The 14,975-nt window shown below is 43.8% G+C and carries 11 protein-coding genes and 2 pseudogenes; 5 read left to right on the top strand and 8 right to left on the bottom strand.

The window, feature by feature from the left end:
* Positions 1 to 56 precede the first annotated feature (56 nt).
* The 3 genes and pseudogenes from DP117_RS05600 to DP117_RS05590 form a co-directional block, all read right to left on the bottom strand.
* Positions 57 to 305, bottom strand: a pseudogene (locus tag DP117_RS05600) (Uma2 family endonuclease); the annotation flags it as partial.
* Positions 305 to 517 (bottom strand): annotated as a pseudogene (locus tag DP117_RS05595) (type II toxin-antitoxin system Phd/YefM family antitoxin); the annotation flags it as partial. The pseudogenes DP117_RS05595 and DP117_RS05600, both read right to left, overlap by 1 nt.
* A gap of 131 nt (positions 518 to 648) precedes the next feature.
* Positions 649 to 933, bottom strand: coding sequence for a hypothetical protein (locus tag DP117_RS05590; protein ID WP_169217341.1), 285 nt, complete (start codon positions 931 to 933; stop codon positions 649 to 651).
* 309 nt (positions 934 to 1,242) lie between these two features.
* On the opposite strand from DP117_RS05590, the gene DP117_RS05585 reads away from it, so the two are divergent.
* Entirely contained in the window at positions 1,243 to 4,014 is a 2,772-nt protein-coding gene (locus DP117_RS05585) for an NHLP bacteriocin export ABC transporter permease/ATPase subunit (RefSeq protein WP_211175936.1), read from the top strand.
* Between the two features lie 154 nt (positions 4,015 to 4,168).
* Here the strand turns inward: DP117_RS05585 and DP117_RS05580 are convergent, their stop codons facing one another.
* The 5 genes from DP117_RS05580 to DP117_RS05560 form a co-directional block, all read right to left on the bottom strand.
* Positions 4,169 to 4,420 (bottom strand): DUF5340 domain-containing protein, encoded by a 252-nt coding sequence (locus DP117_RS05580; protein ID WP_169217340.1) that lies wholly within the window; start codon positions 4,418 to 4,420, stop codon positions 4,169 to 4,171.
* 99 nt (positions 4,421 to 4,519) lie between these two features.
* Positions 4,520 to 5,416, bottom strand: coding sequence for an indole-3-glycerol phosphate synthase TrpC (gene trpC, locus DP117_RS05575; protein WP_169217339.1), 897 nt, complete (start codon positions 5,414 to 5,416; stop codon positions 4,520 to 4,522).
* Positions 5,417 to 5,528: 112 nt separating this feature from the next.
* The gene (gene lpdA / locus DP117_RS05570; protein ID WP_169217338.1) at positions 5,529 to 6,959 is read right to left on the bottom strand and encodes a dihydrolipoyl dehydrogenase; all 1,431 of its coding nucleotides are present in this window, start codon (positions 6,957 to 6,959) and stop codon (positions 5,529 to 5,531) included.
* Positions 6,960 to 7,142: 183 nt separating this feature from the next.
* Positions 7,143 to 9,488 carry a filamentous hemagglutinin N-terminal domain-containing protein gene (locus DP117_RS05565; RefSeq protein WP_169217337.1) on the bottom strand — a complete coding sequence of 782 codons (2,346 nt, stop codon included), beginning with the start codon at positions 9,486 to 9,488 and terminating at the stop codon, positions 7,143 to 7,145.
* A gap of 37 nt (positions 9,489 to 9,525) precedes the next feature.
* Complete coding sequence (locus tag DP117_RS05560; protein WP_169217336.1) at positions 9,526 to 9,837, bottom strand: hypothetical protein; 312 nt, start codon at positions 9,835 to 9,837, stop codon at positions 9,526 to 9,528.
* Between the two features lie 591 nt (positions 9,838 to 10,428).
* On the opposite strand from DP117_RS05560, the gene DP117_RS05555 reads away from it, so the two are divergent.
* From DP117_RS05555 to hpnK, 4 genes are all read left to right on the top strand, one after another.
* Positions 10,429 to 10,632 (top strand): hypothetical protein, encoded by a 204-nt coding sequence (locus tag DP117_RS05555; protein WP_169217335.1) that lies wholly within the window; start codon positions 10,429 to 10,431, stop codon positions 10,630 to 10,632.
* Between the two features lie 458 nt (positions 10,633 to 11,090).
* Positions 11,091 to 11,912, top strand: coding sequence for a phytoene/squalene synthase family protein (locus tag DP117_RS05550; protein ID WP_169217334.1), 822 nt, complete (start codon positions 11,091 to 11,093; stop codon positions 11,910 to 11,912).
* Between the two features lie 500 nt (positions 11,913 to 12,412).
* On the top strand, positions 12,413 to 13,882 hold the full coding sequence (hpnJ, locus tag DP117_RS05545) for a hopanoid biosynthesis associated radical SAM protein HpnJ (protein ID WP_169217333.1): 1,470 nt from the start codon (positions 12,413 to 12,415) through the stop codon (positions 13,880 to 13,882).
* A 145-nt stretch (positions 13,883 to 14,027) separates the two neighbouring features.
* Entirely contained in the window at positions 14,028 to 14,894 is an 867-nt protein-coding gene (gene hpnK, locus DP117_RS05540) for a hopanoid biosynthesis-associated protein HpnK (protein WP_169217332.1), read from the top strand.
* Positions 14,895 to 14,975 lie beyond the last annotated feature (81 nt).

Here is a 14,975-nt window from a genome sequence, read left to right as displayed (position 1 = left end):
TTAAAAGGTAATAAAATTATAATTATTACCAGTTTTTACCACGTTTTAAGTAAGTCTTACCCAAACAAACGCTCAACAGCACAACTAAACCCTGGCAAAAGAGGACTGGTTAAATTATCATCCTTATACAAGGTTGCAGTTAGTTTCAAAACAGCCTTTTCCCGACGATAAATTTCACATGATTGCCTTTCGCGGTCAAAAATCCAGTATTCATGCACACCAGCAATTGAGTACAGCTTTAACTTTAACTCACGGTCTCTATTTCGCTGCTTTTCCCCAGGAGACAATACCTCAATCACTAACTCATTGCATCCAGCAGGCGATGTGCATTCGCAGGCGATCGCAAAAGATAAACCGTTTCAACCAAACTCACTAAATCTGACTCAGCAATCAAGGCTACATTTTCGCTATCACGACGGTTGATGATATACACTTGATGATTTTTTACTACCAGGTCTAAGAGCTTAAAAAAGTCATTTCTGGCATCGGTTGGGGATGTGATTTTGTAGGGTAGCATCCGTTTATGTACAGAATTTTGTACATATATTCTAAATTGTCAATCATCTTGCTGACAATTTCCAAAAAAAGCATCTATAAGATGAACTCATTGAGGCATTGGAAATCGATAAACGGTGGCTACTGGTACGCTTACTGCCTTGAGTCAAAGAAGGCGATCGCGCACAGCATCGATCTAGCTGTGGTGACGACAGCTTGTGCGTTCATAACGACAGCTTGTGCTGTAGTTACGACAGCTTGTGCGTTTATAACGACAGCTTGTGCTGTGGTGACGACAGCTTGTGCGTTCATAACGACGGCTTGTGCTGTAGTTACGACAGCTTGTGCGTTTATAACGACAGCTTGTGCTGTAGTTACGACAGCTTGTGCGTTTATAACGACAGCTTGTGCTGTGGTGACGACAGCTTGTGCGTTCATAACAAAGCGATTACTCCCTTCGGTGGTCTAAGATTACCTATCTTCTTTTTCTTCTTCCTATGCGCCAAGGGCGCACGCTGCGCGCTCCGTGTCCTAGCCTTCGGCACGCCGCTAGCCCCTAAGGGGGCGCTGCGCAAACGCGTCTAACGCGTCTTTGCGGTTCGTTAAATTAGGTATTCTTCTGGCGGGAAGCGATTAGCTGTGGTAAGTACTCAACCAAATTAAACATAAAATCGATTTAGCAAATCTGTCCGCTCTTGCTGTAGAAGGTTGGGTAGTTTTGCATAACCTTGGTATTGTAATAGATATATGGAAGTCCTGTACCGCCTGAAAGCAAATGAACGATTACTGCTAGATGACTCAGAAAAAGTATGGATCGTGCAGACTGGCTCAATAGCAGTGTTTGCAACAAAAGTCAAGGATGAGATGTCAGAGGGTGATGATCCCAAAGGGATGGGAGAAAAGGGCGATACGCAAAAAAGTGTCAAGCCTCCGGCTTATCGCTTCACAGAAGCGGCTCAAAACGAGCATCGCCGTTATTTATTTAGTGTAAGTCCAGGAGCGGCGTTGTTTGGTGCAGCAACCAAAATTGGTGAATCTTTGAGTTTAGTAGCAGTAGCAATCGAGGCAACAGAATTGTCTCAAATTTCAATTGCAGATTTGGTGAGGTTAGTGACGACGGGTGAAGCGGAGGCGATCGCCCTTTTACAGGGTTGGATAAACCATTTAAATGAGACATTCAGCACCGAACCCACAGCAGCAAATTTCTCTGATTATTTATCCTTAATAGAAACAGAAAATGCTGCTTCTTTATCAAGTATTTTGACTAATTTACATTCTGAATTCTTCGACTGTTTAAAGAAGCTGCAACAGCAGGAAACAGAGACAGCCTTTCGCCAATTTCAACAACGAGAGCAACTCAATCGTACTGTTGTCAATTCTGCACTTTTTAAGTTAGCTTCTGTGTTGCAACCGCAGCAAGAAACTGCATCTTTTCAACAAGGAACACCGTTGTTAGTGGCGGCGGGAGCAGTAGGACGAGCAATGGGGATAACGATTAATCCTCCGGCGCAGTCTGAGAACTTCAATCGAGTCAAAGATCCAGTGGAGGCTATTGCTCGCTCTTCCCAAATTCGTACCCGTCGCGTCGTGCTAGAGTATGGCTGGTGGCTGCGTGAGTATGGTCCACTTTTAGCTTATACCCAACAAGAAAAGCGTCCAGTAGCTTTGTTGCCAGCAGGAAAACGTTATATTTTCTTTGACGCAATAGCACAAACTCGTACTTTTGTCAATCAGGCAGTAGCAGCAACGCTAGCACCGCAAGCATACCAATTTTACCGACCGTTACCCAAAGTTATTAATAATGCACTGGGGTTATTTCAGTTTGGCATTAAGGGTTATGAAAAAGACATCATTCTAGTTGTGGTAACTGGGATAATTGGCACCCTGTTGGGAATGGTTGTGCCGCAAGCAACAGCGCTTTTGGTGGATAATGCAATTCCAGATAGTGATAAAATTTTATTATGGCAAATAGGGCTGGCACTGTTGGCGATCGCCTTCGGAAAGTCAGCGTTTGGCATGTCCCAAGGTATCTTGACACTACGAGTAGAAAACGCTGCTAGTGGTGCTTTGCAGCCTGCGATTTGGGATCGACTCCTGAGACTAAGTCCAGCATTTTTTCGCTCTTATTCTTCTGGCGACTTACTAAACCGGACTTTATCAGTAAACCAAATTCGTCAGATACTATCGGGAGGAACGCAACGCACTTTATTAAGCGGACTGTTTGCTCTACTGAACTTGGTGCTGATGTTTGTTTACAGTTGGCAACTCGCCTTAGTTGGGATGGCGATCGCCTTGCTAGCAAGTGCAGTTACAGCTGTCTCTGGCTTTTTGTTGGTTCGCTTTTCACGACAACTGCAACAACTGGATGGCGAGATTAACGGGCTAACAGTACAACTTATAAATGGAGTCGCCAAGTTGCGGGTGGCGCAGGCAGAAGAACGAGCGTTTGCAGCTTGGGCAAATCAGTATAGTCAGAGAATGAGACTGACAGCAGCATTGCAACAAATTAAAGACAGTGTTTCCACCTTTAACGAAATACTATCAATGCTTACTTCGGCACTGTTGTTTGGGTTGGCGGTGCTATTTCTGCAAACGGCGACTGCGAGTGGTAGTGACGGGTTCACAACAGGAACATTTTTAGCGTTTAATTCAGCGTTGGGAATTTTTATCGGTGGAGTCAGCAACCTCAGCAATACTCTGACTAATGTTTTGGCAATTGTACCACTGTGGGAGCGGGCAAAGCCGATTTTGCAGCAAGAACTGGAATACGATTCTAACAAGGTTGATCCAGGGCGTTTGATGGGTCGTGTCACTTTAGATCATGTTACCTTTCGTTACCGTGAAGATGGTCCGTCAATTGTTGATGATGTCAGTCTTTACGCAGAACCTGGAGAATTTGTGGCGATTGTGGGACCATCGGGAAGTGGGAAGTCAACGATACTCAGGTTGTTATTGGGGTTTGAGACTCCACTCTCAGGAAAGGTGTATTATGATGGTTCTGATTTGTCAGAATTAGACCTTGTGGCGGTACGAAGGCAGTTAGGAGTCGTGCTGCAAAATGGTCGAATTGGCTCAGGTTCGATTTTTGACAACATATCTGCCTCTATGTTGGTGTCGCACGATGAAGCTTGGGAAGCGGCGCAGATGGCAGGGTTTGCTGCTGATATCGAGCTTTTTCCAATGCGGATGCACACGGTTATTAGTGAAGGTGGTACCAATCTTTCAGGAGGACAACGCCAGCGATTATTAATTGCTAGAGCACTTGTCAATAAGCCGAAAATTATCTTAATGGATGAGGCAACCAGTTCTTTGGATAACCGAACACAGGCGATCGTTACTAAGAGTTTAGAACAGTTAAAGGCGACTCGGATAGTGATTGCTCACCGCCTCAGCACGATTCGCAATGCTGACCGAATTTATGTGATTGAAGCAGGACGCGTGGTACAAGTGGGTACATTTGAGGAATTGGTGAAGCAAGAGGGGTTGTTTTCTCAACTGGTAGCCAGGCAAATCGAGTAGTTCCGACATTTAAATCTAGAGAATGGGTTCTTGTAACCAATTATCCATAGCTTATCGCTATATTTTTTACTTCAGGACTTACGCACGAACAACGTAATCATAGTCCGCAGCGACTGGCGAGAGGATCGTCAAAGCGCGAAAGTAAATTCCTTAATTATTCAGAAGCCGCAATATGTTCACTGTTGACATGATTAAGCGACCAACGATGATCAATTCCCACAGACGACGATTGGCAAACTTCTTCTAAAAGCTTTTGTTGTACAGCTGCTTTACGCAAGGTAATAATCAGCTGATTCACCTGATGCCGCAAATTCGGATTATTATTAACCGCTAACATCGTTTGTCTCTCTAGCAGTTGCAGTAGAAGTTCGTAGTGGATAGGTGAAGGCAGAGGAATTTGCTCCATGAAATTGATCGTTGATTTAAAATGTTGGATATGTCAGAAGCTGATGTCATTAAATGAATTGTTACACAGGCATCAACGAATTGGCTAAAGCTTGAGTTATCAGTCCTCTGAAGGTTTAACAAAAAGGTTAGCTATTGCTTGTTCTGGATCTGGGTGTTTTATGAGAGACTCTCCAATGAGGACAGCCGATACTCCTGCTTGTTGTACTAAAGAAAGATCATCCGAGTTGTGTAATCCTGACTCACTAACAACCACTATATTCCTTTGCTGTAATTCCTTTGCTCTTGCTGCTAAAAGTTGACAAGTTGTTTGTATATCAACAGAAAAATCTTCCAAGTTGCGATTGTTTATACCTACGAGTGAGACACCATCTATGGCTAACACGCGGTCGAGTTCTGCTAAAGTATGAACTTCAATCAATGCCGCCATTTTTAGAGCTTTGGCAATTTTAACAAAGTACTGCAAATCTTGATCACTGAGGATTGCGGCAATTAACAACACCGCATCCGCGCCTCGAACACGCGCCACATACATTTGGTAAGGATATATGACAAAATCTTTGCACAGTAAGGGTAAATCTACTTTGGCACGTACTTGAGCTAAGTTTTCAAAGCTGCCAGAGAAAAACTTTTGATCCGTCAGTACAGAAAGACAACTAGCACCAGCTTTTTGATACTTTAAGGCAATCTCTACCGGGTCAAAATCTTCTCGTAAAATCCCTTTACTAGGAGACGCTTTTTTGACTTCAGCAATCAATGCTGGCTTTGTTTTGCCTTGTTGCAATGCTGCAACAAAATCACGGGGTAGAGGTGTTTCAAGAACTTGACGCTGCAAATCTTGCAAAGAAAGTTTTTCTCGCATTTGGTCAACTTCTTGTTCTTTGTGCCAAACAATTTCTTCTAAAATATTGTTTGGTTGGGCATCAGGCGTAGCGACTTGATACCACACTGTAGATGCAGTAATCGCTGGATTAGGTCTACGGCGACGGATTTGCATAATGAGTCATTAATTATTGGTCATTCGTTATTAGTCATTGGTCCATTGGTCATTAGTCATTAGTCAACTACAAAGGGCAAAGGACTAAAAACTAATGACATAGGACAGATAACTAACTAGCAATTGCTCGTTTGTAAGCTTCGTCGAGTACTTCAGAAAGTGTTGGATGGGCGTGAACCAAATGAGCAAGCGTATGGACAGATTGGCGGTTGGCGATCGCCGCTGACGCTTCATGAATTAAATCTGAGGCGTGTATACCAAAGATGTGAACTCCTAAAACTTCGCCTGTGTCTTTGCGATAAACAACTTTTGCCATTCCATCAGCTTCACCTTCTGCTAAGGCTTTGGAATTTCCTTTGAAGTAACTCTTTGCTGTTCCAACTTCAAAGCCCTCAGCTGTGCCTTTTTCTTTGGCTGCAGCTTCAGTCATACCTACATAACTGATTTCTGGGTGAGTAAACGCTGCTGCGGGGATACTGTGATAGTCTACTTCCTTGTGTCGCCCACAGATATTTTCTACTGCGATGATACCTTGAGCAGAAGCCGCGTGTGCTAGCATCATTTTGCCGTTAGCGTCGCCAATCGCCCACAAATGCGGGACTGGTTCACCTGCTGATAGCACAACCATGCTGTCGTTGACTGGGATAAAGTTTCGACGGTCAAGTTCCACACCAACCGATTCTAAACCGAGATTCTTTGTTGCTGGGATGCGTCCTGTTGCAACCAGACATGCATCGACTTCCAACACGTCTACGTCTTCTTTGGTTTTGAAGTTCGCTAGTTCAATGACGACTGGTGAACCAGGAATAACTTTTTTGGCGTATGTGCCTACATACGTTTCAATATCACGCCCAGTGATGAGGACTCGTTCCGCTAGTTTAGCAATATCGCGGTCAAATCCTGGCATGAGCTGATCTAGGGCTTCTATCATTGTGATTTCACTGCCCAAAGCTGAGTAAACATCGGAAAATTCTAAGCCGATGTAACCACTTCCAACAATTGCTACCCAATCTGGTAATGATTCTAGCTTCACGCCTTGGTCGCTGGTGAATACCGTTTTGCCATCAACTTCAATTCCTGGAGGAACAAAGGGTATAGAACCAGGTGAAAGAATAATATCTTTTGCCGTAATAGTTTTTTCACCGCTGTCTGTCGTCACAGAAACTTTTTGTGTCCCTGCTATCTTACCCCAACCTCGAATGATATCGACTCCCAAACGTTTCAGGCTGTTAGTTAAGTCGCCTTGTATTTTGGAGACAAGATTATTTGCATGATCGGCGATCGCCTGTCGGTCAAACTCCACACTTCCCAGTTGAATTCCCAGTGACTTAAGATGATGAGCATCTCTTAACTCTCGCACACGTCCAGATGCTGCCAGCAGTGCTTTAGATGGAATGCAGCCTCGGTTAACACAAGTTCCTCCCATGTCAGCTGCTTCGATAATCGCTGTTTTCAAACCACAGCTAACGGCGTGTAAGGCAGCCCCGTGTCCGCCTACTCCAGCGCCTACAATCACTAAATCGTAATCAAATTCATGATCCACGTTTGTTTCCCCGTCTGCTTCCGCCTATTTATTCTGAGATTGACCAAGCAATCAGTGCAAGTTTTTTAATTTTAGGACTATTGTCATCTCAAATTTATGATTTGTGTGAATTCAAAAAGAAGATCTTACGCGTTCTTGCCTAAATTTCACCCATTTCATTACATTTCGATGCACTTTCTACTTTCATTTGCAAGATCTGGAGTTCAACCCAGGATTATAAGGTGTCGTGGTCGGTGCTTGGGCGACCAGAATCACATCGCCATTGCTATCCACCATCCACCCCTGCGCTTCTACAATTTCATCTCGTGAATTCTTGACAGCTTGACGACTTTGTGTATAGTCTCGACTTCTTTGTCTTTGTGTCTTTTTGCTTGACGTATCTGAAGGATGATTTGCATCTGGTTCCAAAGACACCCAATCCACCTGCACCGCGTTGTTTCTGAGAAATTCCCTGGGGTTGGGTGGTATGCCACCGCGTCCGGTGATGATGAATTCGCTTTGATTTCGTGCTACACCTGTATCACATCCTTGTGCCAGCTTCGGTTCCTCTGGTTCCACGGGCAAGTTGATTAATCCCCGATTGACATCAGCATCAGGTGTATTGATATTTACTACACCATTTAAAGTCGGGTTAGTCTGAGAAATTGCGCTGATGTCGCTGGTAATTAGGTTTTGCGGATTTAGTTTAGTTGGATCGTTAGTTCCCAATTGTCTGGCTAAGTCTTCTCGACTACGCGGTCCTATGCCAAAAATACCAGTAGTGTTGATTTGGACTCTGCCACCAGAACCTGTGAAAGCATTGGCGGTAATGTCGCTGTTTTCTTGTGGTTTGGCGACGATAAAGCCCGACGCAGCATTGATGGTAATGTTACCGCCATCGCCAATAGCCTGCACCTTGCCTGCGTTGGTGGAAATTTGACTATTGCGGCGCAGCAGTAATAAGTCCTGCACTTGTAGGTTTATATTGCCACCTTGACCCGTGTCAGTTTCAGATATAATTTTGCCTTGGTTATCTAGCAGTATAGAGCGAGCGGTGATGTTGAGTGCGCCTGCTTTTCCTAGATTAAGTCGATTCCTTTGGTTTGCAGTCCTTAAAACTTGACTACTCACACTTATTGTCGCCCCATCCTGGACAATTAATTTCTTTGTAGTAATTGTAACTTTTCCTGCATCTCCAGAGCCTAGAGTTCTAGCAGACAAGCTGCTAACCGCAGTACCATTTGCTGAAGTTCCAATTAACTCTACAGACTCAGAGGCATTCACAGTCAAATTTCCTCCTTGTCCTGCTGCTACTCCTCCATTAAAGACTGCTGATACCCTTGCCCCATCCTGGATACGTAATTTCCCAGTATTTATTGTGATGTCACCCGCCTTTCCACTAGCAAAAGTTGTACTACCCAATGCACTAGCATAAGTACTATTATTTGACGAAGTATTTGACGAAATAAAATAACCAATGAGCTCTACGGACTCAGAGGCGTTCACAGTCAAATTTCCTCCCCTACCTTCGCTTGTAGTAGTAGTTAATACTTGTGCGCCATCTCGAACAAGTAATTTCTTAGTGGTAATGATTAAGTCTCCGCCATCTTCGACACCTCTAGTTTGAGTTATCAAGCGCACTAGATTGCCAATTAATTCTACTGTCTTGCCCTGTACCTGGATATTACCACTACCATTTTTGCTACTAACATCTACCATAGAAGGAATAACTGAACCATCAACAGTACGCTCGATGAGTTGAATGTTCTGAAAATTCTCTACACCTTCATACCCCAGGAGCCAACCTTGGTTAATTGGGTTCAGACTCACTAGACTGTTGCTTGCGACACTTCCTAATTCAATTCTTCCCCTTTGGGCTGTCAAATTTCCACCATCCAGCGTCACATCACCGCCCACAAGTGCCAAAGTTTTGCCCGTCTGTACCTGTAACCCAACGGGGTAATCCAAGATATTTTTGACTTCACCTGGACTTGCTTGAGATTGATTGCGGATGGGTGCTGCAGTTGCTCCAAATTGTAAACCAATAGGAGCACTGACTGTCAGCACAGGTGTACTTTGGGAATCTGTGACACTAAAGTTGGTACCATCGGCAAAGTTCAGACGACTTGCCGTACTTGCTAAAAATGAACCGCCAATGTTCAATGAAGCATTAGGACCAAAAATAATCCCGTTGGAATTAATCAGAAACAGGTTTGCTGTGCCGTTAGCTTGAAGGGTGCCATCAATATTAGAGACGGACTTACCTGTTACCCGGCTAATGATATTCTGAATATTTACAGCATTGTTAAAGTAAACTGTACTCCCAGTCGGTACAGAAAATTGCTCAAAACTGTGGAACAGATTAGTTCCTGCTTGAGTTCCACCTTCAATAGTTCTGATATTATCCTGTGTTGTCACGCGAGAATTATTAGGTAGAGTCGTATCCGGGGTGATTTGGGCAATCGCACAGTTTGCAAAGCAAGGTATTGCACCACCTATTGCAACTCCTAGTCTTTTAAACCAGGCATTACGAGTACTCATCCCGGACATTGTATTCCTCCAAAGAAGTAGCAGTTACTTATACAGTTTACTTGCAATCACAACAAAGTCCTGGTGGATTCTCGCACCAACAGTCACATGGTGCTACAATCAACTCCTGATTTCCAATTGCTCGTAAACTTTCTTTAAATTGCTGGTCCACAACAGTATCACTCAATTGAATGTTAGTGATATCGAGTATGCACTGGAATTTTACCAGTCCGTTTCCTGTTAAACCGTATTGCTGGAATAATTCGATTAATTTAGAGTTATTCACAGCTTCCATCAGCCCCTGTTTAATCTCTTCTTCTAACTGCTTTAACTTTTCATCAGAATTCTTGTGTAACGTTTCGGAAGTCATACCTTTTTTCTCCTTTCAAATTGATGAGTAGATGAACTGATATTGCACTAATGACAGTACAAAGTACTATCCATTAATGAATAACTAACAGGAAAGTCGTTAACACTAAATATCTGCTCTTTAGCTTTACCGCCTTCCTTCTACCCCTTGATAGGAATGATAAAAATCAACTTATGCACTTTGAAAATAAAAATTTGAAACGACCTTTTCCCTCTATGTTTAAATACGATGGTCGTCATGAAACAAAAAATACTTATTTTTCAGTAAAGAAATGCCAGGATATTCATTTGAGTAATATGTTTATCTTTCCTTGTGAAGCGGGTGTCTCGCCTGATACCATAATATTCCTGTTCTTCAAGAAGCCATAGGTTGTCAAAGATGACTGATACACGACTGTTAGATAGGAACTCAAAATACGTAAGAATTCAGCACTTCGGATCCCAGCCTCAGAAGCTCCGCCAAGGAGTCAGAATTTATAAGGAGTGTATGATTCTTTAACTCCCAAAAAGGCGCAAACAATCCTCGGAGTCTGAGAGAAAACGTTGCGAAACAGGGACGTGCTATATCTTTGTAAAGTACTTAATCTTTTATATGGCTATGCCTTGCTTTGGATACAGCAACAACAAGACCGATAAAAGCGATACTCCTCTGGAACCGCCCCAAGAAAGCGATGGGTTTTGCCCCAAGGGAGGCGATGCTGCAAAGCAGCTGCTACGCGAACGCCTTTGCGCCCTACGCTCTAAGAAAGCTCCTCCGGATGGGGCAAATCTTCGATTTGGGGAGAGGGTTTTCTGAAGCAAAACCTTCTGGACACATACGGGCGATGCTCCTTTTGAGAGCATCGTCAAAAGGCTCAATGCTTCTAATGTCTGAGTCGTAAACAGGCATACATCGGGAACTTTGACCGATTACTGTCGTCAACCGATACCAATGCAGGTCTATAGCGTTTTGCAATATAGCATACACAAAAGAGGAGCTTGTCGGAAGGGCTTCGAGCTTCGGGCGTGCTGAGCAAAGCAGTTGGATAGACAAAGACAACAATTTCAGTAATTCCAACTTTTTGATTTGAGTGGGGACTTTTTCACTAACAATATCATTTTGGAGCGCGAATCACTGAAAATCTTAAATTGTACACTGCATGCTGCCTACCAATAACCTCAGAAGGTGAGCAGCAGTGCCCACCCTCGGTTGAATTCGCCAACAGAGTCACAATATTAGGCAAAATTAATAATACCCAATGGAGCTGCAATATTATGGACTTGTATAGAGATGCCTTAAACATCCTCAAGGAAACGAGTCGGACTTTTTACATTCCAATCATCCAGTTACCACTAGGCTTGCAAGAGGCGGTAGCATCAGCATACTTGTGTTTGCGAGCCATTGATGAAATTGAAGATCATCCAGAACTAGAGAACTTCACTAAGGCAAAGCTGTTACGAACAATTAGCTTGACATTACAGGCAGGAAGTGATGGGTTTGCTGTTGATGCTTTCTATAAAGGATTTCAGTCGCATGAACATTTGTTACCGGAGGTTTCCCTGCGAATTCGAGAATGGGCAATACTTGCGCCTGCAACCATTGCTCCTCGGATTTGGGATGCAACTGCAGCAATGGCAGATAGAATGGCTTACTGGGCGGAAGCTAATTGGAAAATCCGTACGGAGTCCGATTTAGATCGTTACACGTTTGGAGTTGCTGGTGCCGTTGGCTTAATGCTTTCTGATTTATGGGCTTGGTACGATGGGACACAGACAAACCGTATTCATGCAATTGGATTTGGTCGTGGTTTACAGGCTGTGAATGTCATCCGGAACCACGCTGAAGACTTAGTGCGTGGGGTGGACTTCTTTCCAGAGGGTTGGGCAGCTGTTGATGTGCATCATTATGCTCGTCGCAATTTAGCGTTAGCAGATGCATATATTAGCGCTCTTCCTGCTGGTCCCGCTCTGGATTTTTGCCAAATTCCCTTGACTTTAGCTTACGGTACCCTTGATGCTCTTGCCAATGGCAAAAGTAAACTCAGCCGTAGTGATGTTCTTGCACTGCTTGACCAATTGACGAACACGAGCAAGTAAAAAACCTCTCTCTAGCTTTTCCCTCATGGGAAGATTCCACGCTTACCTACATCCTCACACACCTTTATAAATTAACAACTGTGCTTGTTTAGCTCTAACTAAACATCTTTAGGTTTTACTGAACATTGCTCCTCGCACTTACTCACACACTTTCATCCGCATAGCGCGTTTCTATCGTTACGGAAATTATGCAGTGTCTACAGCAAGCAACAACTGGTTTGACTCTTTTTTCACTTAAAGATGACTTATTATGGCAGCAAAGGGAGTAAAAGAACTAAAAATACTAAAACATTGCAAAATTATTTTTTTATAGATCTCTAGATGATATTCAAAGATATACTCAATCGCAGTCATATTTTTGCACTTATTGAGCCGTTAACGAATCTCAAATAAACGCCATCTCTTGAAAACTCAACCTTTGGGATGTTTAGGTTACGACAAACGATATAAAACCTTGCGATGTCTTGTGTTGCTTTACTGAACAAAAGGAGAAATTTCCAGTGAAAAAAACCCTTTTTCTTAATCCTCCTTCCTTTGATGGATTTGACGGTGGTGCCGGTTCTCGATATCAAGCCAAGCGTGAAATTACCTCCTTCTGGTACCCCACATGGCTAGCACAGCCCGCCGCACTCGTCCCTGGAAGCAAGCTTATCGATGCTCCTCCACATGGTCAAACTGTGGAAGATGTGCTGAAAATAGCTAAAGATTACGAACTGATTATCATGCACACCAGCACACCCTCACTGGCAAATGATGTCACGTGTGCAGTTGCGATCAAAGAACAAAACCCTCATGTACAGATTGGTTTTGTTGGGGCACATGTCGCTGTCTTACCAGAAGAAACACTGCGCGAGAACTCAGTCATAGACTTTGTGTGTCGCAACGAATTTGACTACACCTGTCAGGAATTGGCACAAGGCAAACCTTGGGATCAGATTAAAGGTCTTAGCTACCGAGATAAAGATGGTAACTTACACCACAATGCAGAACGTGATTTGATCCACGATTGGGATGCGATGCCCAGCGTACTACCAGTTTACGGACGTGATTTGGATATTACGAAATATTTTATAGGATATTTACTGCATCCTTACGTGTCATTTTACACAGGTCGTGGCTGTCCTGCGAAATGCACTTTCTGCTTATGGCCTCAAACAATTGGTGGTCACCAGTATCGTACCAAAAGTCCGGAAGCAGTTGGGCGAGATATGGAAGAAGCCAAAGCCATCTTTGGTGACAAGGTGCAGGAATATATGTTTGATGATGATACTTTTACTATTGACAAACAGCGGGCGATCGCCATCAGCGAACACATGAAACGACTCAAGCTGACTTGGAGCTGCAACGCCCGCGCTAACCTAGACTACGATACTCTCAAGCAACTGCGTGATAACGGCTTACGCCTCTTGCTAGTAGGATTTGAATCAGGCAACCAGCAAATTTTAGATGGGATAAAAAAAGGCATTAAATTAGAGGTGGCACAGAAGTTTATGGAAAACTGCCACAAACTCGGCATTACTGTACACGGCACATTCATCATTGGCTTGCCAAACGAAACTCAACAGACAATTGAACAAACAATTCGCTTTGCTTGCGATGTGAGTCCCCATACCATCCAAGTTTCCATCGCCGCCCCTTATCCAGGAACCGAACTTTATCGACAAGCTGAGACTAATGGTTGGTTTAGCGATAATTCTTTAGTTGCTTCATCCGGGATTCAAATGTCTACACTACAGTATCCCAACCTCACCAGTGCTCAGATTGAGGATGCAGTCGAGCAGATGTACCGTCGCTTCTACTTTCGACCAAAAGCCATCATCCCGATTGTTGGTGAAATGCTAACTAATCCCCAAATGCTGGTGCGTCGATTGCGTGAAGGACGCGAGTTTTTCTCTTATCTTAAAGAGCGTCATACACAAGCGGCTGCTAAAGAGCAAGCAGTTGTGAGTGGCTATAGCGTTCCTAAATAATTTGTGAACAAACTCTTGTGTTCCTTCCTTTTCTTACCTTCGTGTCCTATGCCCTGCGGGCACGCTACGCTAATGCGTCTATGTTCTATGTCCTGCGGGCACGCTACGCTAACAGATACGCTCTTGCAACGCGGTTCATTAAATTATGCAGGCTCACAAATGCGCCATTATCAATGGTGATGACTTCGGTTTTTCACATGGCGTCAATCAAGCAATTCTCAAAGCACACAAAGAAGGAGTACTGACAAGTACCAGCTTAATGGTTACAGGTGAGGCATTTGATGAAGCGGTTGATTTGGCACACGCTCACCCCACCCTAGCAGTTGGTTTGCATTTGGTTCTGGTATGCGGTCGAGCTGCGCTACCACCCTCGGAAATTCCTCAGTTAGTTGACTCAAAAGGTAACTTTCCATACGGTCCGGAAAGAAGCGGGTTACGCTATCAATTTATTCGAGCAACTCACGAAGAATTGCGGCGAGAAATCCGCGCTCAATTAGAAAAATTTCGTTCTTCTGGGTTGCGTCTTTCCCATGTAGATGGGCATTTGCATATGCACGTCCATCCAGTAGTATTGCGTATCCTAGTTGATTTAGCCGATGAGTTCGGCATTCGAGTTATTCGTCTTCCTCATGAGGAACTGGGAATGAACTTGCGACTTGATCGTCGGAACTTGCTAACTAAACTGGTTTGGGCGGGTGTCTTTGGTAGACTGCGACGCTACGGCGAGGGCTTGCTCAAATCAAAGGGCATTGGCTTTGCTGAGCGTGTTTACGGATTGCTCCAAACTGGTTGTATAACTGAGGAATACTTGCTAGGTCTCATACCTCAAATTGAAGCAAACTTAGTGGAGATTTATTGTCATCCAGCTGTGGTAAGATCTGGCGAATCGCTAAATGGTCCACCAGGGGCAGGTGAAGCTGAACTCGCTGCTTTATTGAGTGGGCGAGTGGGTGAAATGCTGGCTGCTAAGGGTTTTGAATTAACAAATTTTGAGAAAGCGGTTTGGTGGTGACACCGATAAATCCAATGAGGTTGAAGTACACAATAGATACCAAAAGTGAAATACTACAAACAAATGTATCTGAACAAATAG

Source organism: Brasilonema sp. UFV-L1, assembly GCF_012912105.1.
Lineage (GTDB): Bacteria > Cyanobacteriota > Cyanobacteriia > Cyanobacteriales > Nostocaceae > Brasilonema.
Note: the sequence above shows the minus strand (reverse complement) of the source record. Positions and strands in the feature narration are given on the sequence as shown.